Genomic DNA, 22303 nt, shown 5'->3' with positions numbered 1-22303 from the left:
GCGGACAAGGTCCGTGACAAGCTGCCGGTGCTGGTGGAGAAGGTCACCGCGTCGGGTGCGCAGGTCGCGTGGGTGACCGACCCGATGCACGGCAACACCTACGAGGCGGCGTCCGGGCACAAGACGCGGCGGTTCGACGATGTGCTGGACGAGGTCAAGGGCTTCTTCGAGGTCCACAAGGGGCTGGGCACCCATCCGGGCGGTATCCATGTCGAGCTGACCGGTGACGATGTCACCGAGTGCGTGGGCGGCGGTGACGAGATCTTCGTCGACGACCTCCACCAGCGCTACGAGACGGCCTGCGACCCGCGGCTGAACCGCAGCCAATCCCTCGACCTGGCCTTCCTCGTCGCGGAGGTCGGCTTCCACCACTCGGAGCGGAGCCTCATCAAGGACGGCGGGGCGCGAAATCCATGCGACACGGGGGCCAGGCGTCTGCGACGTTATGGCCCGGACCTGTGGTCCGCAGGGTCCGATCCGTACTGAGGTGGAGTGGGTCGTTTCATGGGTTTCACGCTCGAGGGACCGGTTCTGGACGGCGCACGCGTGCGCCTGGAGCCGCTGGACCACCACCACGCGCAGGACCTGATGGCGGCCGCGGAGGAGAACCGCACCTCGTACGGGTTCACCTGGGTGCCCACCGCGGCCGGGGTCGAGGCGTACATCGACGCGCAGCACGCCCGCGTCGCCACGGGCATGCTGGCCGCGTACGCGCAGGTGGACCGCGCGTCGGGGAGGGCGGTCGGGGCCACCGGCTTCTGGGAACCGCGGCCGTGGCCCACGGGGGACGGCCTGTGCGCGATCGAGGTCGGCTTCACCTGGCTCGCCGCCTCCGCCCAGGGCACGGGCATCAACACCGAGGCCAAGTACCTGCTGTTCCGCCACGCGTTCGAGACCTGGGGGACGGCGCGCGTCGACCTGAAGACGGACGCGCGCAACAGCAAGTGCCGCGCGGCGATCGCGGGGGTGGGTGCGAGCTTCGAGGGCGTGCTGCGGAACTGGTCCCCGTCCTGGGCCCCCGGCGAGGACGGCCTGCTCCGCGACTCCGCCATGTTCTCCATCACCGCGGCGGAGTGGCCGGACTGCCGCGTCAGGCTGGAGCAGCGCCTGGCACGGAGATCCGCGGCACGGTGAGTCGGGTCGCCGGCCTCCGGCGGCCCGCGCCGGACGGACGGTTTTCGGCGTAATGTCCGACGCACGACTTGACCCTTCCTGACGAGCCGTCAAGCTGGGAGCATCAGCACGCTCCCGCGAAGGAGGCCTCATGACCAATCGCATCGACCAGCCGCGCTCGCTCGACCTGGTGGGGGATCCGATCGAACTGGGCGGTGTCGGGACCGGCTTCGAGGCCACCTTGCAGTACCGCGTCGGGGACGGCCACGACGAGGTGACGGGCAGCTTCACGGTGGGCGGCGGCACCGGCGAACACGGCCAGTTCCACGTCGGCGTCGACGTGAGTCAGGCGTCCTTCGCGCTGGACCGGCTGTTCGTCCAGGTCTTCGAGGTCAGCCCGAAGGACGGCAGCGAGATCAACGTCGTGACCGTCCCTGTCATCTACGGGCCGCGCATCGTGCCGGGCTACTACGGCTACCGCGAGCACCGGGTGGTCAAGGGCGACACACTGTCCTCGCTGGCCAGGACGCACTACGGCGACGCCTCCGCGTACCCGCGCATCGTGCGCGCCAACCCGGACCAGATCTCGGACCCCGACAGGATCTATCCTGGCCAGCTCCTGCGCATACCCATCGGGACCTGAGCGCTTCCCCGGCGGTCAGACGAACGACCCGACAGCGTCCGGTGCCGGCGACGGATCCGGTGCCGGACGCGGCCGGCGCCGGGCGTCGACGAACCAGGCGGCCGCGACGCTCAGGGCCAGGCCGAGCAGGCCGGCGACGACCACGGACTTCGTGCTCCGCGTCGCCTGCGTCAGCGGATCGTTCGGCGGCAGGATCGTCGTCATGCGGATCATGGCGTTCGGGGCCACCGACTGCTCGGCCTGGAACTGCCGCAGCCGGTTCTCGGCATACGCCGCCAGCAGCTGACCTGACGTCAGGACGCGGTCCGGGTCGGTGCCCGTGACGGTGAGCACCAGCAGCGGCCCCTGGGCGTTGTCGGCCAGCATCGCCTGGTAGGCCCCCTCCACGCCCCGGGCTCTGAGGTCCGCCGCCGAGCCGTCGGAGTTGAGACTGCGGGCGAGGCTGTCGGCCATGTTGGTGAGTGAGGCCTGGGTGCTCAGGAACGGGTTGCCGTCGAAGTCGCGGGCCGCCTGTTGGGAGTTGAGCAGCGCCACCATGCTCTGCGACCGGTAGGTCACCGGAGCCGTCAGGTAGACCGCGGCCGTCAGGGCCAGGGTGAGCAGCAGTGCGGGAACCATGACGTACCAGCGCCGGCGCACGACCCGGCAGGCCTCGGCTAAGTCCACGGACTTCCTTCCTCGTGAGTCGTCGGGCGGGCGCCGCGTGCCGAGGGCCGCGGGTCTGCCGAGGTCATGACCTCTTGACCGCTATCAGGGACTTCACCAGGCCCGCCATGCGCTCGCCGATCACCCGCGAGTCGGGGAAGTAGAACTCCATCTCCGACCGGCTGATCAGCTCGGTGCCCAGCACCGAGCGCATGCCCTCCTCGGTGCTCCCGGCCTGGCTGTGCGCCAGCGGCCAGTACCGCGCCAACTGCGCGCGGGCGTTCACCGGCAGGACCTGGAAGCCCGGGAAGAGCCAGTGCGGTTCGATGGGGAAGTACCGGTAGGGGGTCTGCACCCAGTGGCGCGGGGCCAGCGTCTGCACCGCGTCGGCGAAGCGCATCCGCTGGGCGTGGCCGCCGACATGTTCGAGCACCGAGTTCGAGTACACCAGGTCGTAGTCGCCGGAGGTCAGGATGTCCTTCGGCAGCGCGCACGCGTCGCCGTACTCGGCGCGGATCCAGTCCGGCGTCTGCGGCGGGTGCTCCTCCAGGTTGACCACATGCACGTGGGCGGGCCGCACCGGCGCCCGCAGCCACGTCTCGACCGTTCCGCCGAGGTCGATCACGCGCATCGATGCGATGTCGGGAAAGACGGTCGTGAGCGTCTGCCACCGGCGTTGTCGCATCCGGGCGCCCAGGGAATCAGGTGCGTCGACGAATCGATTGCGCAGGCTGTGCACGTCCAAGCGATACGGTTTGAGCATCCCCGGCCCCCCAGAGCAGTCCTCATCCGTCATGCGGCGGAGCGAACATACCCCGTAATGCGCGCCGTCGGCATGACTTCCGGATTATGAACCGACGATCATTTTTATTTATGATCAACGGGAATCCACAGCGGTGGAAGATGCAATTCCGGCCGTGCCGCATTCTCGATCATTTCTCCGCGAGGGGCACCGTCCCGGCGGGACGGTGCCCCTCGCAGCGCGCGGGCGGTGTCAGGACGCCTGCGCCTGGTTGTAGAAGGTCTGCACCACGGTTCCGAAGTACGGGCCGAACATCCTGTTGGGCAGGAAGGTGTAGCCGAAGCTGTTCACCGAGGTCTGCAGACCGGTGCCGGTGGCCTCGTCGAACGAGCTGAACCACGGTCCGCCGCTGGAGCCGCCCGTCATGTTGCAGGACATGCCGTGGTCCGTGGTGAGCAGGAAGTCCTTGCTGGTGTTGCCGCTGCAGTAGTCGAGCCGCGTGCCGTCGTAGGGGGCGGCGGCAGGGAAGCCGAAGGCGTACATGGCCTGGTTGTAGCCGCCGTTGAACTTCAGCCCCTGGGCGCCGACGACCTCGGTCAGCCGGCGGCCGTTCAGCGGGTTGACGACGGCGGCGCCGACGTCGTAGTTCATGCTCTCGCTGGACGCCCACTGGCTGGTGGCCAGCGTCTTGGCGGCCGTCCAGGTGCCGTACGGGGCCTGGCCGTCGTGGTAGCCGGGAACGAAGGTCCAGTTGGTGTGCCAGCTGCCCTGGTACTTGACGCAGTGCCCGGCGGTGATCACCAGACTGGCGTTCTGGCTGGTGACGGCGTCACCCGAACAGGAGGCGTTGCGCCCCTGGAAGGTGAAGAACACCCGGCCCGAGGTGGTGACGATCGCGCCGCCGCCGCTCCACGGGCCCCCGGCGTTGGGGAACGCCATCGGTCCGGCGACCGACGCGGGGGTGGCGGCACGCGGGGTCGCGCTGCTCGCGCGGGTGGGGGCGACGACGGTCTCCCGGCCGCGGTCGACCGGGGCCCGCAGGGCGCCGGCGGTCACCGGGAGCAGGTCGAGCGGTACGGCCGCGCGCATCCGGTCGGCGGTCCAGAACGCGCCGACCCGCTGCTGGGCGGCGGCCGTGGCGGCGCCCGTGTGGACGGACGCGGCCGGCCCGGCGGTGACCGGGGCGGGGGCGGCTTGCGCCGCGGTGACCTGCAGGCTCGCGGCGATCAGGGCGCCTGCGGAGAGCAGGATGCCGGCGAGGGCATGACGGGGGCGTCTCACGCGTACTCCTTCTGCCATGGCCGGGCGAGGAGTCGCTCGGCCCGTGAGGGGCCGGGCCGCGGTCGGTGCGGCCCGGGCAGACGAGCGGTGCGGATTCGGTGTGCGTGGGGCAGCGTGCCACGAAACTGAACAACTGTCAGGATTGGCTGCGACGCTGGCTGGATCCGGACGCCGCCAGCCGGCGGACCCCGCGCGCACGGCGGAGGGGCCGCCCGCACGGATGCGGACGACCCCTCGGACTTCGGTGATCCCGCTACGGGCTTACGGCTCACGTCCGACGGCCCTGTTGGGACGTCAGCCCTCCCAGGTCCACTCCTCGACCTCGGGCAGGTCGGTGCCGTGCTCCCGCACCCAGGCGTGGTGCCGGGTCCGGGTGTCCTCCAGCAGCTGGCGGATCGGCGCGGCGCGCACGGCCAGGCCCGGCACCCGGTCGATGACGTCCATCGCCAGGCGGTAGCGGTCCAGGTCGTTGCGGACCACCATGTCGAAGGGGGTCGTGGTGGTCCCGATCTCCTTGTACCCGCGCACGTGCAGGTTCGCGTGCCCCGTACGGCGGTAGGCGAGCCGGTGCACCAGCCACGGGTAGCCGTGGTAGGCGAAGATGACGGGCTTGTCCTGGGTGAACAGCGCGTCGTAGTCGGGGTCGGACATGCCGTGCGGGTGCTCCTCCTTGGGCAGCAGCCGCGCCAGGTCGACGACGTTGACCACGCGGACCGCGAGGTCCGGCAGGTGGCGGCGGAGCAGCGAGGCGGCGGCCAGCACCTCCAGGGTCGGCACGTCGCCCGCGCACGCCAGCACCACGTCGGGCTCCTTCTCGCCGTCCTCGGTGCCGGCCCACGGCCAGATCCCGGCGCCGCGGGCGCAGTGCTGCCGGGCGTCGTCCAGGCTGAGCCAGTCGAAGGTGGGCTGCTTGCCGGCCACGACGACGTTGACGTAGTCGCGGGAGCGCAGCACGTGGTCGGCCACCGACAGCAGGGTGTTGGTGTCCGGCGGCAGGTAGACGCGCACGACTTCGGGCGCCTTGTTCAGGACGTGGTCGATGAAGCCGGGGTCCTGGTGCGAGAAGCCGTTGTGGTCCTGCCGCCACACGTGCGAGGTCAGCAGGTAGTTGAGCGAGGCGATCGGGTGGCGCCACGGCAGGGTGCGGGTGACGCGCAGCCACTTGATGTGCTGGTTGACCATGGAGTCGACGATGTGGACGAACGCCTCGTAGCAGGAGAACAGCCCGTGGCGGCCGGTCAGCAGGTATCCCTCCAGCCACCCCTGGCAGGTGTGCTCGGAGAGGATCTCCATGACGCGGCCGTGCCGGTCGAGGTGCTCGTCGACGTCCAGCGTCTCGGCCTGCCAGGCCTTGCCGGTCGCCCGGTAGACGTCCTGGAGCCGGTTGGACGCCGTCTCGTCCGGGCCGACGAGGCGGAAGTCGCGGCGGGCGGCCGTGTCGGCCATGATCTGCGCCAGCAGGCCGCCGAGGACGTGGGTGGGCTCGTGCTGGGTCGCGCCGGGCTTGTCGACGGGGACCGCGAAGTGCTCCAGCGCCGGGACGGGCAGGTCGCGCAGGAGCAGGCCGCCGTTGGCGTGCGGAGTGGCGCCGAGCCGGCGGTCGCCCTCCGGCACGCAGGCCAGCACCTGTTCGGTGGGGCGGCCGTCGGCGTCGAACAGCTCCTCCGGGCGGTAGGACCTGAGCCACGCCTCCAGCGCCCGCAGGTGCTCCGGGTTGCTCCGCACCCCGGACAGCGGCACCTGGTGCGCGCGCCAGGTGCCCTCCACCGGCAGCCCGTCGACCTCGACCGGCCCCGTCCACCCCTTGGGGGTGCGCAGCACGATCATCGGCCAGCGCTCGCGCCCGGTGGCGCCGTCGTCGCGGGCGGCCCGCTGGATCTCGGCGATGCGGTCGAGGGCGCTGTCCATCGCCGCGGCCATGGCCCGGTGGACGGTCATCGGGTCGTCGCCGGTGACGTACAGCGGGTCGTGGCCGTAGCCGCGCAGCAGCTCGTCGAGTTCGGCCGCGGGCAGCCGGGCGAGGACGGCCGGGTTGGCGATCTTGTAGCCGTTCAGGTGCAGGATGGGCAGCACCGCGCCGTCGTGCACCGGGTCGAGGAACTTGTTGGAATGCCAGGACGCCGCCAGCGGGCCGGTCTCCGCCTCGCCGTCCCCGATCACGCACGCCACCAGCAGGCCGGGGTTGTCCAGCGCGGCGCCGTAGGCGTGGGAGAGCGAGTAGCCCAACTCGCCGCCCTCGTGGATCGAGCCGGGGGTCTCGGGCGCGACATGGCTGGGCACCCCGCCCGGGAAGGAGAACTGCCGGAACAGCTTCGCCATCCCGTCGGCGTCCCGCCCGATGCTCGGATAGGTCTGCGAGTAGGACCCCTCCAGCCAGGAGTTGGCCAGCACCGCCGGCCCGCCGTGGCCGGGCCCCCAGACGCACACGGCGTCCTGCCCGCGGGACTTGATCACCCGGTTGAGGTGGGTGTGGACCAGGTTCAGCCCCGGCGAGGTGCCCCAGTGGCCCAGCAGCCGGGGCTTGATGTCCTCCGGCACCAGCGGTCGCCGCAGCAGGGCATTGCCCATGAGGTAGATCTGCCCGGCCGCCAGGAAGTTGGCGGCGCGCCAGTGGGCGTCCAGCGACCGGAGTTCCGCATCAGCGATACCGGGTGCCGGGGTCGGGTTCGGGGTCGGGACGTCGCGCATGTCGTCCTCCAAAGCTCGTGGTGGTCCCCCTTGAACCTTCCCCTCCCCCTTACCCGGCGAGTAGGGCCATATGGGTCGCGTCCGCGCGGAGCGCGACCGGTCACACGGCCGGCGGTGCGATGCCCATCGCCGCCGCCTCCTCGGCGGCGGTGGCCAGTTCCAGCCGGGCGGCCGCGGCGTCGTCCGGGCGGCCCCTGAGCGTGAGCGCCTGGGCGTACCGCACCCGGGAGGTCATGACGGCCGGCCAGTGCGCCATCGCCAGGTGGCCGGTGATCGCGGCCCGCAGGTGCTCCACCGACCGGTCGGCGTCGCCCGTCGTCAGCGCCGCGACGCCCAGGCTGTGGTGGACGGAGCCGAAGCAGACCACGGCCGGGCCCGACATCGCCGGCAGGTGCGCGAACGGTTCGAGCAGTTCGTACGCGCGGGCCGACGTGTCGCGGTCCCGCAGCAGGTGCGCGGCCTCGACGACACCGCCCATCGTGCCCAGCCAGGTGGTCGACCGGGGCAGGTTCGCCAGGCCCCGCCCGCACAGCGTCGCCAGCGCGCCGGCCGCCTCCCGCCGGCTGCCGGCCTGGGCCGCGGCCACCGCCAGGGCGGCGAACCCCGAGTGGTCGCGTGCGCTGAGCACCGGGGAGTGCACCATGACGCGCAGCCCCGGCAGCAGTTCCGGAAGACGGCCCTGGAACCAGCGGATCGCCACCAGGTGGGTGCCGAGCCAGCCGACGGAGTTGACGTCACCGATCGCCGCCCCCCGCTGGGCGCACGCCCGGGCCAGCGCCTCGGCCTCGTCGAACCGTCCGGACCGGATGGTGAGCATGACGTCCATCGCGTCGGCGACGAACGCCACCGCCCGGTGGTTCCCCGCCGCCAGCAGCTCCCGCAGCTCCATCAGCAGCCGCTGGGCGCGCGGGTCGGCCTCCAGGAACGCGGCCACCGTCCGCCACAGCACCCCCGTCAGCACGTCGCCCCGGCGGCCGGTGCGGACGCTCTCCTCCACCAGCTCGACGGCGAGCGCCCGCCGCAGTTCACCGTGGTCGGGACCGAGCAGGCAGTGGTGGGCCAGGCCCAGCGCCTCCACCCGCGCCACCGGGTCGGGGACGGACCTGGCCTCGTCCAGCGCCGCGAGGACCGCGGTGTGGGTGCCCGCCGGGTCGTCGCCCTCCGCGGCCAGCCGGATCCGCAGCCGCAGGCCCAGCGACGACTGCGGGTCGACGAGCGAGAGCGCGTGCCGCAGCCGCGTGCAGACCAGCGCGGCGCCCGCGGCGGTGCGCTGCTGCTGGGGCCACAGCCCGCTCAGGCCCAGCGCCGCGATGCCCAGCGCGACCGGGTCCCCCGCCCGCTCCGCCAGCTGGTGGGCCCGCTCGAAGTGCTGCCGCCCGGCCGGCGGATCACCGTGCACGACCAGGGCGTCGGTGCCCTCCGCGAGGAGCGTGTCCAGGTCGCGCTCCGCGGCGCACCCGGCGCCGCCGTGCGGGCCGGCCGCCAGCTTCTGCCGGGCCCGCTCCGCGACGGCGGCCCGGTACAGCCGGGCCAGCCGGTCGTCGGCGGGTCTCAGCGCCCGGACGATCATGGCCATCAGGTCGTCGGGCGGGATCCGCACGCCCCGCTCGTAGTCGACCAGGCCGCTGTGGGCCGTCATCCCGACCAGGCGGGCCAGCCTCCGCAGCGAGAGCCCCCGTTCCAGCCGCAACCGCACCAGTTCGCGGGCCAGGGCCGTGGCCGTCGGCGTTGCAGCCGGCGGACAGGGCGGTCGGCTCCTGTCTGTTTCGACGCGCATCGTGCCATCCCCCGGTTTTCCGCCGTGCCGCGACCGCGAACGCGGTCCTGCGGCCCGGGCGGCACGGAGGTGGCGACCCGGCCGTGACGCCCGGGCACACCACTGTGCCCGGCCGGCCTTCGGCAATCCTTGGAGAAACCTTGTATCGCCCCCGCCCGCCGGTATCCGGCAGGGCCCCGCGGAACCGGCGGACGGATTCCGGTATCCGGCATTCCGGCGGTCCACGGGTGTTCTCACGGCGTTCTGACAATTCCCTTTCTGTTCTCAACTCGTACGGTATCCAGGCCGTTCGGCGCTCCGCCCGCACATAATTTCCCTGCATCGCCAACCCCTGGCAACTGCACAGTCCATTCACCGTGGATCTTCCGAAGGAGGCGCCCTGCGCGGGTCGTGCGCGCTTCGGCGCGCACCGCCCGTCGCCACCGGCGATCCCCGAAGGAGTGATGTGACATGTCCGAAGCCCACTGTCATCTGCGAGTGATCGGCGCCCGCCGGGCCGACCGGCTGCGCTGCGCGGCCGCGGCCGGGGGCCCGACCGTGGTCGCCCTGTGCGACCGCCGGCTGCGCGGCCCGTACACCGGGGTCGACACGGTGCTGACCGCACTGCTTCCCGAGGCCCACGCCCGCTGGCCGGAACTGGTCGAGGAGCACCGCGCGGAACTGCTCTACGGCGTACCCGAACTCGCCGAGGTGATCGGCACCGTCCCGCAGCAGCTCACGTCCACCGGCCCGTTCGCGCACCGCACCCGCCGCTCCGGCGGCAGGATGATCCGCTGCATGAGCCAGGGAGTGGTGACCTTCCTGCTCGGGTACGCGCGGCGGGTGGCCGCGGAGGGCGGTGGTCCGCTGCGGCTGGTCTTCGAGGACATCCACGCGGCGGAGGTGACCACGCAGGAATTCGTGGCCCTGCTGCTGCGCCGCTGCGACCCGGAGATCCTCCAGGTCGTGGTCTGCGGCCGGGACGAGCTGCCGGACGGCGAACTGGCCGGGACGCTACCCCGCCGCGCACGCACCCTGCGCGTCGCGGACACCGCGAACGCCCCCGCTGGTACGGTGCCGCACGACGAGCGCGGGCCGGAGGCCCTGGTCCGCGCGTATGTGGAGGCGGACGGCTCCAGCGACGACCCGGCCGAGGCCGCCGCCTACGCCGCCGCCTACGCCGCGGACCCCGAGCGGATCCGCGCCCTGCACGACCGGCGCGCCGACCGCCTGGAGCGCAACGCGACGTGGGGCACCCGGGTGGGCGCCCTGCCCTACCACCGCGAGCGCGGCACGGATCCCGGCCGCCGGGGCCGGGCGGCACTCACCGAGGCGCTGCGGCTCTGCGCGGAGCAGGACTTCTCCGCCGCCGTCGTGGACCTCGGCCTGCGCGGCCGGGCCGTGACCGACCCGGCCGCCGACCAGCAGGCGTTCTGCGAGTTCACCACGCAGGCCGCCGGCGCGCTCGTGCCGCTGGGCCGGCTCGAGGAGTCGCTCGCGCTCTACTTCGACCTGCGCAAGCGCTACACCGACCCGGTCGTCCACATGACCACCAGCTTCGCCATCGCGATGCTCTACACCCGCTTCTTCTCCCCGCGCGACCACGAGGCGGCCATCGCCTGGCAGAACAACGCCGTGGCGCTGTCGGCGCTGCTGCGCGACCCGCGGGAGCGCGCGCTGCACCAGGTGTTCAACGACAACGCGCTGGCCGTCATCGAGATGCACCGGGGCAACTTCCACCACGGCCTGTCCCTGATCGAAGCGGGCATCGCCCGCCTGGACGGGCAGCCGGCCACCGAGGAATGGGTGGTGCACCGGTCCCGGCTCCTGTACAACCGGGCGCGGCTGCTGGCCGCGCTGGGCCGCGTCGACGAGGCGTACACCGACCTCAGCACGCTGGTCGAACTGGACCCGTACTCCACCGAGTACCTCGGCGAGCGCGCCAGGATCTCCCGCGGGCGCGGCGACCCGGCCGCCGCGCTCGCCGACTACGACACCGCGATCGCGCTCTCGCCGCCCTTCCCTGAGCTGTACCGCGACCGGGGCGCCGCCCGGCGGGAGGCGGGTGACGCCGAGGGGGCGCTGGCCGACTTCGACCTGGTCCTGGAGCTGGAGCCCGACGACCTGCCCGCCCGGGCGCACCGCGCCGAACTGCTGCTGGACGCCGGCGACCTGGCGGGCGCCGAACGCGATGTCCTGGCCGGCCTGGAACTGCGCCCGGACGACGCCCGGCTGCTCTGCCTGTACGGGATGGTCCTGCTGGAGCGCGGACAGGTGCGGCAGGCGGAGCGGCGCCTGGACGCCGCCCTCGCGGCCGACCCGGACTACCCGCCGGCCCTGGTCAACCGGGCGGCGGCGCACTTCCGGCTCGGCCGCCCGGCCGCGGCCGCCGAGGTCCTCACCCGCGCCCTGCACAGCGTCGGCGCCGACCCGCACGTCCTGCTGCACCGGGGAATGGCGCACGCCGCCGCCCAGCGGGCCGCCCTGGCACTGGACGACTTCGACACGGCGCTCACCCTGCCCGGCGCCGACCTCGCCGAGATCCACTACCAGCGCGGGCTGTGCCTGCTGGGCCTGGACCAGTACGACATGGGCGTCGCCGACCTCCAGGTGTGCCGGCGGCTCGGCGCGCACCTCGACGACATCGAGGAACTGCTGGCGAGCGCGTGACGGCGGCGGTCCGGCCCTCCCCCGGGCACGGCCGCCGGGCCTCATTCCCGCACGGGCAGCGAGGCGCCGTCCGGGTCCCTGCCCAGGTGGTGCAGCAGCCTGCCGCGCAGGGCGGCGGCGTCCGGGTGGTCGAGATCCTCGAAGATGGCCAGCGAACGGGCCCAGGTGTCCTGGGCCGCGGCCGGGTTGCGGGCCGCGTGGTGGGTGTCGCCGAGATGGGCGAGGATGTCGGCCTCGTGGTACCGGTCGCCGAGCCGGCTGAAGAGCTCCGCCGCGTGCTGGTAGCAGTCGACGGCCCGGTCGTACTGTCCGAGGTGGTGGTGGGCGTAGCCCAGACTGTCCCAGGTGTGGGCCTCGCTGGTGACGTGGCCCGTGCCGCGTACCAGTGCCAGTGCCTGCTGGCACAGCTCCAGTGCCTGGTGGTGGTCGCCCCGCTGGGACTGGTACCAGCCCAGGTTGTTGAGGGCCTGGCCCTGCCAGGCCCGGTCGCCCTCCTCGCGGAACAGCTCCAGAGCCCGCTGCGCGGCGACGAGCGCGTCCTCGGGGTGGTTCTGCCGGGACCAGATGCCGCCGAGCACCAGATGGGCCTGGGCCTCGCCCGGCCGGTCGCCGGCCTCCCGGTACAGGGCCAGCGCCTGCTGGAGGTGGGTGAGCGCGTCGCCGTGGCGGCCCTGGGCGGAGCAGGCACTGCCGAGGTTGCGGTGCGCGCCGGCCTGCACCCTGCGGTCGTCCAGCCGGTGTCCGGCCGCGAGCGCGGCCGTGTGGGTGGCGGTCCAGTCGGACCACAGCGCCCGGCGCTGGTGGAAGGTGGCCAGCACCGTCGCCAACTGCCAGATGTGCGTGTCGAATCCGGCCTGCACGGCCTGCCGGAAGACCGCGGTCAGCACCGGGTGCTCCGCGCTGAGCCAGGCCAGCGCCTGCCCGTGGTCGGTGAGTTCCTCGCGCACCACGCCGGGCCGCGCCGGGGCCGGGGTGATCCGGTCGCGCGGCGGGCCGAGCAACCGGTCGGCCAGGTGGGCGGTGTGCAGGTAGTGGTCGAGCATCCGGTGCACCGCCGCGCGCCGCCCGGTGTCGGTGTCCACGGCCCCCGCCAGCTCCGCGGCGTAGGCGCGCAGCAGGTCGTGGAAGGCGAACCGGCCGGTGGCCTGCTCGGTGAGCAGGTGCGCACGGGTCAGTTCGGCCAGCGCCGCACGGGCGGCCGCCGGCGGCACCCCGGCCAGTCCGGCGGCGGCCGGGACCGAGATATCGGGCCCGGGGTGGACGCCCAGCAGCCGGAAGAGCCGGGCCGCGTCCGGGCTCAGCGTCGCGTAGGACCAGGAGAACACCGCCCGCACCTGGGTGACGGGGTCGCCGCCGTCCAGGACGTCCAGCCGGCTGCCGGCCTCCCGCAGCTCCCCGGCGAGCGCGGCGAGCGGGAACCCGGGCTGGGCCGCGCCGTGGGCCGCCGCGATGGCCAGCGCCAGCGGCAGCCCCGCGCAGCGGGCGACGATCTCCTCGACGGCGGCGGGCTCCTCCGCCACCCGGCGGGCGCCCAGCCGCCCGGCCAGCAGCTCCCGGGCCTGGCCGGGGGCGAGCAGATCGACGGTCAGCAGTTGGGCGCCCTCGGTCGCGGCCAGGCCGGTGAGCCGGTTGCGGCTGGTGACGAGCGCCAGGCAGCCGGACGCGCCGGGGAGCAGCGGGCGGACCTGCTCCGCGTCGCGGGCGTTGTCCAGCACGACCAGCACCCGCCGGTCGGCCAGGATGCTGCGGTACAGCCCGGCCTGCGCCTCCAGACCGGCCGGGATGCGGGCCGGCGGCACGCCCAGCGCGTCCAGGAAGCCGCGGACCGCCTCCATCGGCGTCACCAGCGACCCGCTGGGGTCGAACCCCCGCAGGTTGGCGTAGAGCTGCCCGTCGGGAAAGGCGTCACGCACCCGGCGCGCCCAGTGCACGGCCAGCGTGGTCTTGCCCACCCCGGCGGTCCCCGACACCGCCGAGATGACCACGGCGCCGGTGCGGGGCGGCCCCGCCCCGGGCAGCAGGGCGTCGAGCCGGGCCAGCTCGCTCTCCCGGCCGGTGAACGCCGCGACCGCCAGCGGGAGCTGGGCCGGCACCGTCATCGGACCCGGCCGGTGCACGGGCCGGGTCGCGGGCACCGGCTCGGCCGGGCCGGAGCCGGTGTCCTGGCGCAGGATTCCCGCCTCGATGTCCCGCAGCGCCGCCCCGGGGTCGAGGCCCAGCTCCCGGGAGAGCCGGCGCCGGACGCGCTGGTAGTGGTCGAGGGCGTCGGCGGTCCGGCCGCTGCGGTGCAGCGCCAGCATCAGCTGCCCGGCCACCCGTTCGTCCAGCGGGTGCGCCTCCGCGCGGGCCGACAGCTCCGGCAGCAGCGCCGCGTGGTGCCCGAGGCGCAGTTGGAGGTCGCCCAGGTCCAGCTGGGCGGCGAACCGCTCCCGGTCCAGGGTGCCGCGCAGCGCGTTGATCCACGGGGTGTCCATGGTGGCGAAGGCCTCCGCCCGCCACAGCCGCAGCGCCTGCTCGAACAGGGCCGCCGCCTCCGCCTCGTCCCGCGTGGCACGGGCCTGCACCACGAGGCGGCGGAACGTGCGCAGGTCCACGGTCGCGGTGTCGGCGACGGTGAGGGAGTAGCTGCCGGGGTGGCGGACGATCCGCGCCTCGTCGGTGGGTGCCAGCGCCTGCCGCAGCCGGGACAGGTAGCTGTGCAGGGCGGACCGCGCCTGGCGCGGCTGCCGCTCCCCCCAGACCCGGTCGACCAGCTGATCGGTCGTCACCGGGCGGTCGACGTCGGCGAGCAGGACCGCCAGCACGCCCCGCTGCCGGGCATGGCCCAGCGCGACCGGCCGGCCGTCGACGCTGGCCTCGATACTGCCGAGCACTTTGAATTCAACTGCCATGGTGGCCGCACTCCCCCCGAGTCCGGACAGCGACATCGTGACACGGATCCGGGTGACCCGTCGGGGCTTCGTACAAGGTTTCGGGCGGTGTCCACCGGAGTGGCCGACCGGGTGCCGCGTCCCGGCCGCGGGGCCCGCCGCCCCGCCGGAACCGGCCGCGCGCCGAAGAGGATCATGGACGGCGGCGCACCGCCGATCCGGGGCCGCCCCCGCCCGGCCCCGTCCGCGCACCACCGGACCCGAGGACGCATGAACTCCCTGCTCGCCGCCTTCGCCCCGATCTGGATACTGACCGCGGCCGGCTACCTGGTCAGCCGCACGGGTCTGCTGGGCGAGCAGGCGGAGCCCGTCCTCGGCCGCTTCGTCTTCCACGTGGCCATGCCCGCCGCCCTGTTCGTCATGATCTCCAGGGCCCGCCTCGAGACCTTCGCCAACACCTCGATGATCGCCTTCGCCACGGGCACCGTCGCGGTCTGCGCGCTCGGTCTGCTGGCCGCTCGCCGGCTCTTCCACCACAAGCTCGCCGACCAGGCTGTCAGCAGCATGGCGGCCGGATACGTCAACTCGGCCAACCTCGGGATCCCGGTCGCGCTGCGGGTACTGGGGGACGCCTCGTTCGTCGCCCAGATCCTGCTCTTCCAGGTGCTGCTGGTCTCCCCCGTCATCCTGACCCTGCTCGACGCCGGCACCGGCTCCGGCTCCGGCTCCGGCCGGCGGAGCGGCGGCCTGACCCGGATGCTGACGATGCCGGTCCGCAACCCGATCATCATGGCCTCGGCCCTGGGAGCCGTCGTCGCCGCCGCGGGCTGGCGGCTGCCGACGGCCCTCGGCCACTCCTGCGAACTGCTGGGCGCGGCCGCGGTCCCCACCGCGCTGGTCTCCCTCGGCATGTCCCTGCACGGCCGCCCGGCCGCCACCGGCCCGGGCCGGATCCTCGAAGTCGGAGTGACGGTCGGCCTGAAAACCCTGGTGCAGCCGCTGATCGCCCTGGCCGTCGGCGGCCTCCTCCTCCACCTGCCGCGGCACCAGCTGCTCGCCGTGGTCCTGTGCTCCGCCCTGCCCACCGCCCAGAACGCGTTCATCTACGCGCGCCAGTACGACCTGGACACCGACCTCGCCCGCGACGCGGTGATGGTCTCCACCCTGGTCTCGATGGCCACCCTGTCCATCGTCTACTGGACCCTGGGCCCCACCCACCGGTAGAAACCGCTGGCGCACCCGCGGCCGCCACCCGCACCCTGTATCCCGTGGAAGAACCGAACCGCCGCATCCGCGCCCTGCACACGGAGACCACCGTCACCGTCTACCAGGCCTACGCACCGCACCTCGGCCTGCCCGCGGCCCGCACCGGCCGCTTCCCGGCCGCCTGGCAGCGCGACCGCATGACCTGGATCAAGCCCAGCTTCCTGTGGATGATGTACCGCTGCGGGTGGGGCACGAAGGAGGGCCAGGAGACGGTGCTGGCCGTCGAGATCACCCGCGAGGGCTTCGAGTGGGCGCTGCGCCACGCGTGCCTCTCGCACTACGAGCGCGGCCTCCACGCCGACCCGGCCGCGTGGAAGCACGAGCTCAAACGCTCCCCCGCCCGCGTCCAGTGGGACCCCGAACGCGACCTGCGGCTCCAGCCGCTGCCCTACCGCTCGCTCCAGCTGGGCCTGTCGGGCGCCGCGGCCGGCCGGTACGCGGACGCGTGGACAGTGGGCATCACGGACGTGACACCGCTCGCCCGGGAGGTCCACGCCCTGGTCCGCGCCGGCGACCTGCCCGCCGCGACCCGGCTGCTCCCCGCCGAGCGCCCGTACCCCGCAGACGAAGAACTCCTGGCGCCGCTGCTGCCGTGACCCGCGGCTCAGGGGCGGTCCTCGGGCCGCCCGCGCGGCACCGCGAAGTCGGCCAGCAGAGCGCATCCCGGCCGGAGGACGGACCACGGGCCGCTCCAGGTGAGGACGGCGGTGGCGGAGGTGGGGAACTTGGTCGCGGCGCGGGTCAGGGTGGTGCCGGCAGCCTCGCCGGCCAGGCGCAGGACCAGTTCCTGGGCGCCGGGGTTGTGGCCGACCAGCAGCAACGTCCGCACGCCGGCGGGCGTTTCGCGGACGAGGGCGAGCAGTTCGTCCTCGGGGGCGCCGTAGAGGCGCGGTTCGTGGCGGACCGGCACCGGCGCCGGCAGCTCGGCGGCGGCCAGTTCCCACGTCCGGCGGGTGCGGCGGGCGGTGGAGCACAGGACGAGGTCCGGCCGTATGCCCGCCTCGGCCAGCCACCGGCCGGCGGCGGGGGCGTCGCGCAGGCCGCGGCGGTTCAGCGGCCGGTCGTGGTCGGGGACGCCCTCGGGCCAGGCGGACTTCGCGTGCCGCAGGACCACCAGCTGTCGCGTCCCGCTCATTCCGGCGTCCCGGTGGCGCGCGGGCGGCCGATCTCGCGGACGACCTCCAGGCCGAGGACGCGGTCGAGGTGGGCGAAGGTCTCGAACTTGGCGCCCGCCGGCACCTCGCCCGCCGCCTCCAGCCCGCGCAGCAGCCGCAGCACCTCGCGGGTGTCGAGGGAGTCCTCCAGCGCGGCCCGGGCCGCGCGCACCAGGTCGGCGGCCATCGGCTTGGACGGCTCCTCGGCCCAGTCGGCCACCGCGCCCCGCCAGCGGGCCAGCAGGCGCCCGTCGGCGGCGATGTCCTCCGACGTGGCGGCGAGCGGCTCGTGGTGCGGATGCCCGAGCAGGAGCGCCCGCGCGGCGAGCGCGTCCGGCTCCGCCGGTCCCGTGATGCCCGCCTCGCCGACCCGGACCGTCACGCCGCCCGCGCCCTCGTAGGCGCGCGAGGTGACATGCGCGACGGGAGGGCCGCCCAGCGTTGCGGTGATCTCCTCGAGGGTGCCGGTGGCGTCGGCGGGGCGGATGCCCGCCGCCTCGGCCGACGGGACGTGCGGGCCGGTCCGTCCCAGGAGCACGGCTCTGCCGCGCAGCTCGACGACGCGCGCCAGCACGTCCGCGACGAGGAGCACCCGCAGCCCGGTCAGATCACCCGGTTCGCCTTCCCCCGGCACATGGGCGCAGACGCGCAGCGGACCGGGGCCGGTCAGTTCATCCACGATGCTCAGCACAGCCCCGACCCTAGGCGCTGCGGCCCCGCGGCGGCAGGCCGCCGGGACCGAAGGACCGCCGGACGTCCAGCGGCTCAGGTGTCCTGGACCGGTTCGCCGCCCGCCGGCCGGCGCAGCTCCTCGTTCAGGCGCAGGGCCTCCTCGAGCTGGTCCTCCAGGATCACGATGCGGCAGGCCGTCTCGATGGCCGTCCCCTGGTCGACGAGTTCGCGGGCGCGCGCGGCGACGCGCAGCTGGTAGCGCGAGAAGCGGCGGTGGCCGCCCTCCGAGCGCAGCGGGGTGATCAGGCGCGCTTCACCCAGCGCCCGCAGGAAGGCGGGCGTCGTGCCGAGCATCTCCGCGGCGCGGCCCATCGTGTAGGCGGGGTAGTCGTCGTCGTCGAACTTGTCCGTCGTCTTCGTACGGGGTCTGGGAGTCATCGAGTCATCGCACCTCTGCGGCGTACGGCCCACGCGGGGCGAGGCAACGGCCGGAGATCACCGACGTCCTTCTTTACGTCAGAAAACCTAACAACCCGATCAGGAAATGTCTATCGTGGCGGAGATAGATTTACGCTCGCCAGGAAGCCAGGTACGCTACCCTCGCCCGCCCCGCCGCAGGCGCACCCCACCATCGGTGATCTTGATCTTCCGGGAGACGACCATGACTCGGCTGCAGGTGCGGCCCGTACACCACGACCAGGGGGATGCCCACGTCCTCGCCCTGGTCGGCGAGCTCGACCTCGACAGCGAGGACGTCCTGGCGAGCGCCGTGGACGTCGTGCTGCGGGCCCGGCAGGACGGTCCTGCCCGCCGCTCCCGGCTGGTCCTGGACTGCGGCGGGCTCACCTTCTGCGACTCCCGCGGGCTGGGTCTGCTGCTCACCATCCGGCAGAAGCTGGAGGACGCCGGCGACGTCCTCGTGCTGGCCGACCCCACCCCGCAACTGCTGCGCACGCTGGAGCTGACCGGCGCCGACCAGGTGCTGACGCTGGTCGACGGGGTGAGCGAGGCGGTGCTCCCGGCGTCGCCGCGCGAACCGCTCACCGGCGAGAGCGGCGGCTGACAACGGAAAAGCCGGGCCCCACTCGTCAGTGGGACCCGGCGGTCTTTCGGTACTGCCCCGGCCGACCGGCAACGGTCGGACGGAGGCTCTGCGGGATCAGCCCCGCAGGGGTCAGACGGTCGTCGTACGCGGCCGGGAGGAACGATCCGGCGCACCGGCACGACGGGCCTGGGCCGTGCGGCTGCGGCGGCCGCGGGTCGAGGCGGCGCTGCGCTTCGCGGTCTCGGACACCGGGGCGGTGATGACCACCGGAATGCCGGACGGGGCCTGGGCGCCGGTGATCCGCGTCAGCTCGGCCTCGCCGGAGCGGACCTGGGTCGTCTTGGGCGTGATGCCCGCGTCGGCCATCAGGCGCGTCATGTCGCGGCGCTGATTGGGCAGCACCAGCGTGACGACCACACCGGACTCCCCCGCGCGGGCGGTACGGCCGCCGCGGTGCAGGTAGTCCTTCGGGTCGCTCGGCGGGTCGACGTTGACGACCAGGTCCAGGTTGTCGACGTGGATGCCGCGGGCGGCGACGTTGGTCGCCACCAGCACGGTCACGTGCCCGGTCTTGAACTGCTCCAGCGTCCGGTTGCGCTGCGGCTGCGACTTGCCGCCGTGCAGCGCGGCCGCCCGCACACCGCTGGCCAGCAGCTCGCGGGTGAGGATGTCGACGGCGTGCTTGGTGTCCAGGAACATCAGCACCCGGCCCTCACGCGCGGCGATCTCCGTGGTGGTGGCCCGCTTGTCGGCGCCGTGCACGTGCAGCACGTGGTGCTCCATCGTGGTGACCGCGCCGGCCGAGGGGTCGACGGAGTGGACGACCGGGTCGTGCAGGTACTTGCGCACCAGCTGGTCGACGTTGCGGTCCAGGGTGGCCGAGAACAGCATCCGCTGCCCGTCGTGGCGCACCTGGTCCAGCAGCGCGGTGACCTGCGGCATGAAGCCCATGTCGGCCATCTGGTCGGCCTCGTCGAGGACCGTGATGGCCACCCGGTCCAGCCGGCAGTCGCCCCGGTCGATCAGGTCCTTGAGCCGGCCGGGCGTCGCGACGACGATCTCGGCACCGCCGCGCAGCACGCTCGCCTGGCGGCCGATCGACATGCCGCCGACGACCGTGGCCAGCCGCAGGTGCAGGGCACGGGCGTACGGGGTGAGCGCGTCGGTGACCTGCTGCGCCAGCTCGCGGGTCGGCACCAGCACCAGCGCGAGCGGCTGCCGCGGCTGGGCGCGCTGCCCGGCGGTGCGGCAGAGCATCGCCAGGCCGAAGGCGAGGGTCTTGCCGGAACCGGTGCGGCCGCGGCCGAGGACGTCACGGCCCGCCAGTGAGTTCGGCAGCGTCGCGCCCTGGATCGGGAACGGCTCGTTCATGCCCAGGCTGGTGAGCATCTTGAGCACCTCGACCGGCATGTCCAGCGCGCCGAACGCGGTGACGGCGGGCAGCGCCGGGGTGATCGTGACCGGCAGGGCGAACTCGCCCTGCAGCGCGGCCGGCCGGCGGCCGGCACCGCTGGGGCGGTTCGACGACTGCGAGCGGGAGCGGCCGGTGAAGCCGTTGGTGTTCCCGGAGCCGCCGGAGGGCTTGGTGTAGCTGCTGCCCGAGCCGCCGGTGCGGCTGCTGCGGGCGTAGGGGCTGTTCGAGCGCGTGGTGCGGTTCATGCGGAACCTTCCTCGATGCGGCGCGTGTCGAGGAAGGCTCGGCGGCCGGCAGCCGCGCAAGGAATCGCAAGAACGAACCGAAGCAAATGACGAATGACGAACACGGACTCCGGCGTTCACGACGGAGTCCGGGCAACAGCCAGGGCCCGCACCGTGAGGTGCGGGCCCTGGCTCAGCTCTTGTCAGCGTCAGGCGGGAACGATGTTCTCCGCCTGCGGGCCCTTCTGGCCCTGGGTGACGTCGAAGGAGACCTTCTGGCCCTCCTGGAGCTCACGGAAGCCCTGAGCGGCGATGTTCGAGTAGTGGGCGAAGACGTCAGCGCCGCCACCGTCCTGCTCGATGAAACCGAAGCCCTTTTCCGCGTTGAACCACTTCACGGTGCCAGTAGCCATGTCAAATCTCCTCTGATAGGGGGCACAGCCGGAATACGCACTTCACGTGTTCCGCGTCGCCGCAATGAGCCCATCCGGAGATGACCGGAAAAACAAAATGCACCTGAGGGATGTAACCGTCAGGTGCACACAAAGTTTCATGGGTACCACAACTGCAACTGAGATCCACAGTAGCACGTGACCGCCGTCCGTGCCGGATGCGGCCGTTCCGGCGGTGCGCCGCGTGTGCGGCGCACCGCCGGGGACCGGCGTCATGCCCGCCGGGCGCCGCGCAGGAACAGGGCCGCGAGGACCGCGCCGGCCAGCACGAGGGCCGCGTTCACCAGGACCGCGTTCCCGATGCCGGCCAGGACGGCACCGGTCCCGGACGAGGCGGTGATCCCGGCGGTGGCGATCGCGCTCATGACCGGGGCGCCCATGGTGATGCCGACCTGCTGCGTCATGGTGGCCAGGCCGGTCGCCATGCCCTGCTCGGCGTCGGGGATGCCGGAGGTGGCGGTCACCATGAAGCCGACGATCACCAGCATGTTGCCGATCCCGCCGACGAACGTGGCCGCCAGCAGCAGCGCCATCCAGCCGCGGTCGTCGCCCAGGGCGACCAGCGCCAGCGTCGCGGCGGCCTGGACGAGGCCTCCGGCCACCAGGGTGGCCCGGGTGCCGATCCGCCCGATCACCCGGGCCGCGACCAGGCCGCCGGCGACGGTGCCCAGCCCCAGCACCCCGAAGGACAGGCCCGCGGCCAGCGGGGAGAAGCCCAGCACCTTCTGCAGGTAGAGGGTGAGCAGGAAGACCAGCGAGGTCTCGGTGACGAAGGCGATGAGACCGGCGACGTTGCCCCAGATCACGGTGCGGCGCCGCAGCATCGCCACCGGCACCAGGGGGGCGGACGCGCTCTTCTCCACGACATGGAAGGCGACGAGGAGCGCGGCGCCGGCCGCCAGGGAGAGCAGCCCCACCGGATCGCCCCAGCCCTTCTCACCCGCGGTGGTCAGCCCGAAGACCAGGGCGAGCAGGCCGAGGGTGACGGTGATCGCGCCGGGCACGTCCAGCCGCGGCCGGACCGCGGGACGGCTCTCCTTGATCACCAGCGGGGCCACGATCAGTACCGCCGCCGCGACCGGGACGTTGACGAAGAAGGCCCAGCGCCAGGAGAGCAGGTCGGTCAGTACCCCGCCGAGGACCGCGCCCGCGGTGAAGCCGGCCGACATCAGGGCGCCGTTGAGACCGAGCGCCTTGTCCCGCAGCGGGCCCTCGGGGAAGGACGAGGTCAGCAGCGACAGTCCGGCCGGGGTGACGGCCGCGGTCGCCAGTCCCTGGGCGACGCGGGCGGCCAGCAGCATGGCCGGGTCGACCGCGAGCCCGCCGACCAGCGAGGAGACGCCCAGCACGGCCAGCCCGCCGAGGAAGAGCCGGCGGCGGCCGACGATGTCGGCGATCCGGCCGAACAGCAGCGTGAACCCCGCGGCGGCCAGGGCGAACGAGGTACCGATCCACTGCAGGTCCGCCAGCGGGAACCCGAGCCCCTGGCCCACCACCGGCAGGGCCACGTTGAGGATCGAGAAGTCCACGGCCAGCATGAACTGGGCGACCAGCAGCACCACCAGGACCAGCCGCAGCCGGCCCGTCATCCGGTCGGGCCCGGACTCCCGCACCGGCTCCGGGGCCGGCTCGCGTCCCACCTCCCGCACCGGCTCCCGCACGGATCCG

Annotated in this window: 18 protein-coding genes and 1 pseudogene; 7 read left to right on the top strand and 12 right to left on the bottom strand. The window is 73.4% G+C overall.

All coding sequences use genetic code 11. The features are described from left to right. The 3 genes and pseudogenes from ABZ721_RS27370 to ABZ721_RS27360 all read left to right on the top strand — a co-directional run. Nucleotides 1–360 (top strand): annotated as a pseudogene (locus tag ABZ721_RS27370) (3-deoxy-7-phosphoheptulonate synthase); the annotation flags it as partial. Between the two features lie 144 nt (nt 361–504). Beyond that, nucleotides 505–1134, top strand: a complete 630-nt coding sequence (locus tag ABZ721_RS27365; protein WP_358791372.1) for a GNAT family protein — start codon at nt 505–507, stop codon at nt 1132–1134. 130 nt (nt 1135–1264) lie between these two features. Continuing rightward, a complete protein-coding gene (locus ABZ721_RS27360; RefSeq protein WP_358791371.1) occupies nt 1265–1756 on the top strand; it encodes a Gmad2 immunoglobulin-like domain-containing protein in 492 nt (163 codons plus the stop codon). Between the two features lie 15 nt (nt 1757–1771). Here the strand turns inward: ABZ721_RS27360 and ABZ721_RS27355 are convergent, their stop codons facing one another. The 5 genes from ABZ721_RS27355 to ABZ721_RS27335 form a co-directional block, all read right to left on the bottom strand. Then, complete coding sequence (locus tag ABZ721_RS27355) at nt 1772–2422, bottom strand: chain length determinant protein (protein ID WP_358791370.1); 651 nt, start codon at nt 2420–2422, stop codon at nt 1772–1774. Between the two features lie 64 nt (nt 2423–2486). Then, on the bottom strand, nt 2487–3032 hold the full coding sequence (locus ABZ721_RS27350; protein ID WP_358791369.1) for a class I SAM-dependent methyltransferase: 546 nt from the start codon (nt 3030–3032) through the stop codon (nt 2487–2489). Nucleotides 3033–3395: 363 nt separating this feature from the next. Beyond that, nucleotides 3396–4424 (bottom strand): peptidase, encoded by a 1029-nt coding sequence (locus ABZ721_RS27345; protein WP_358791368.1) that lies wholly within the window; start codon nt 4422–4424, stop codon nt 3396–3398. A gap of 294 nt (nt 4425–4718) precedes the next feature. Beyond that, on the bottom strand, nt 4719–7112 hold the full coding sequence (locus ABZ721_RS27340; RefSeq protein WP_358791367.1) for a phosphoketolase family protein: 2394 nt from the start codon (nt 7110–7112) through the stop codon (nt 4719–4721). Between the two features lie 100 nt (nt 7113–7212). Then, nucleotides 7213–8889: a helix-turn-helix transcriptional regulator gene (locus ABZ721_RS27335; RefSeq protein WP_358791366.1), complete on the bottom strand. Its 1677-nt coding sequence runs from the start codon at nt 8887–8889 to the stop codon at nt 7213–7215. Between the two features lie 450 nt (nt 8890–9339). Between ABZ721_RS27335 and ABZ721_RS27330 the strand changes: the two genes are divergently transcribed. After that, the gene (locus ABZ721_RS27330; protein ID WP_358791365.1) at nt 9340–11538 is read left to right on the top strand and encodes a tetratricopeptide repeat protein; all 2199 of its coding nucleotides are present in this window, start codon (nt 9340–9342) and stop codon (nt 11536–11538) included. Nucleotides 11539–11579: 41 nt separating this feature from the next. On the opposite strand, the gene ABZ721_RS27325 is transcribed toward ABZ721_RS27330, so the two are convergent. Next, nucleotides 11580–14429: a BTAD domain-containing putative transcriptional regulator gene (locus tag ABZ721_RS27325; RefSeq protein ID WP_358791364.1), complete on the bottom strand. Its 2850-nt coding sequence runs from the start codon at nt 14427–14429 to the stop codon at nt 11580–11582. A gap of 249 nt (nt 14430–14678) precedes the next feature. Here ABZ721_RS27325 and ABZ721_RS27320 point away from each other — a divergent pair, with 249 nt between their 5' ends. Then, nucleotides 14679–15632 (top strand): AEC family transporter, encoded by a 954-nt coding sequence (locus tag ABZ721_RS27320; RefSeq protein ID WP_358791363.1) that lies wholly within the window; start codon nt 14679–14681, stop codon nt 15630–15632. A 44-nt stretch (nt 15633–15676) separates the two neighbouring features. Beyond that, nucleotides 15677–16270, top strand: a complete 594-nt coding sequence (locus ABZ721_RS27315) for a DUF4291 domain-containing protein (protein ID WP_358791362.1) — start codon at nt 15677–15679, stop codon at nt 16268–16270. 8 nt (nt 16271–16278) lie between these two features. On the opposite strand, the gene ABZ721_RS27310 is transcribed toward ABZ721_RS27315, so the two are convergent. The 3 genes from ABZ721_RS27310 to ABZ721_RS27300 form a co-directional block, all read right to left on the bottom strand. After that, on the bottom strand, nt 16279–16809 hold the full coding sequence (locus ABZ721_RS27310; RefSeq protein ID WP_358791361.1) for a histidine phosphatase family protein: 531 nt from the start codon (nt 16807–16809) through the stop codon (nt 16279–16281). Beyond that, entirely contained in the window at nt 16806–17519 is a 714-nt protein-coding gene (locus tag ABZ721_RS27305) for a hypothetical protein (RefSeq protein WP_358791360.1), read from the bottom strand. The genes ABZ721_RS27310 and ABZ721_RS27305 overlap by 4 nt, the downstream gene beginning before the upstream one ends. 74 nt (nt 17520–17593) lie before the next feature. Beyond that, a complete protein-coding gene (locus ABZ721_RS27300) occupies nt 17594–17938 on the bottom strand; it encodes a MerR family transcriptional regulator (RefSeq protein ID WP_358791359.1) in 345 nt (114 codons plus the stop codon). A gap of 223 nt (nt 17939–18161) precedes the next feature. Here ABZ721_RS27300 and ABZ721_RS27295 point away from each other — a divergent pair, with 223 nt between their 5' ends. Continuing rightward, complete coding sequence (locus ABZ721_RS27295; RefSeq protein ID WP_358791358.1) at nt 18162–18563, top strand: STAS domain-containing protein; 402 nt, start codon at nt 18162–18164, stop codon at nt 18561–18563. A gap of 111 nt (nt 18564–18674) precedes the next feature. Here the strand turns inward: ABZ721_RS27295 and ABZ721_RS27290 are convergent, their stop codons facing one another. The 3 genes from ABZ721_RS27290 to ABZ721_RS27280 form a co-directional block, all read right to left on the bottom strand. Then, nucleotides 18675–20204: a DEAD/DEAH box helicase gene (locus tag ABZ721_RS27290; RefSeq protein WP_358791357.1), complete on the bottom strand. Its 1530-nt coding sequence runs from the start codon at nt 20202–20204 to the stop codon at nt 18675–18677. Nucleotides 20205–20392: 188 nt separating this feature from the next. Continuing rightward, entirely contained in the window at nt 20393–20596 is a 204-nt protein-coding gene (locus tag ABZ721_RS27285) for a cold-shock protein (protein WP_034275260.1), read from the bottom strand. Between the two features lie 251 nt (nt 20597–20847). Continuing rightward, the gene (locus ABZ721_RS27280; RefSeq protein WP_358791379.1) at nt 20848–22224 is read right to left on the bottom strand and encodes an MFS transporter; all 1377 of its coding nucleotides are present in this window, start codon (nt 22222–22224) and stop codon (nt 20848–20850) included. Between the last annotated feature and the right edge of the window lie 79 nt (nt 22225–22303).

The organism is Streptomyces sp. NPDC006733 (assembly GCF_040636125.1).
Lineage (GTDB): Bacteria > Actinomycetota > Actinomycetes > Streptomycetales > Streptomycetaceae > Actinacidiphila.
The sequence above is the reverse complement of the archived record's forward strand: the minus strand, read 5'-3'. Positions and strand labels throughout refer to the sequence as shown.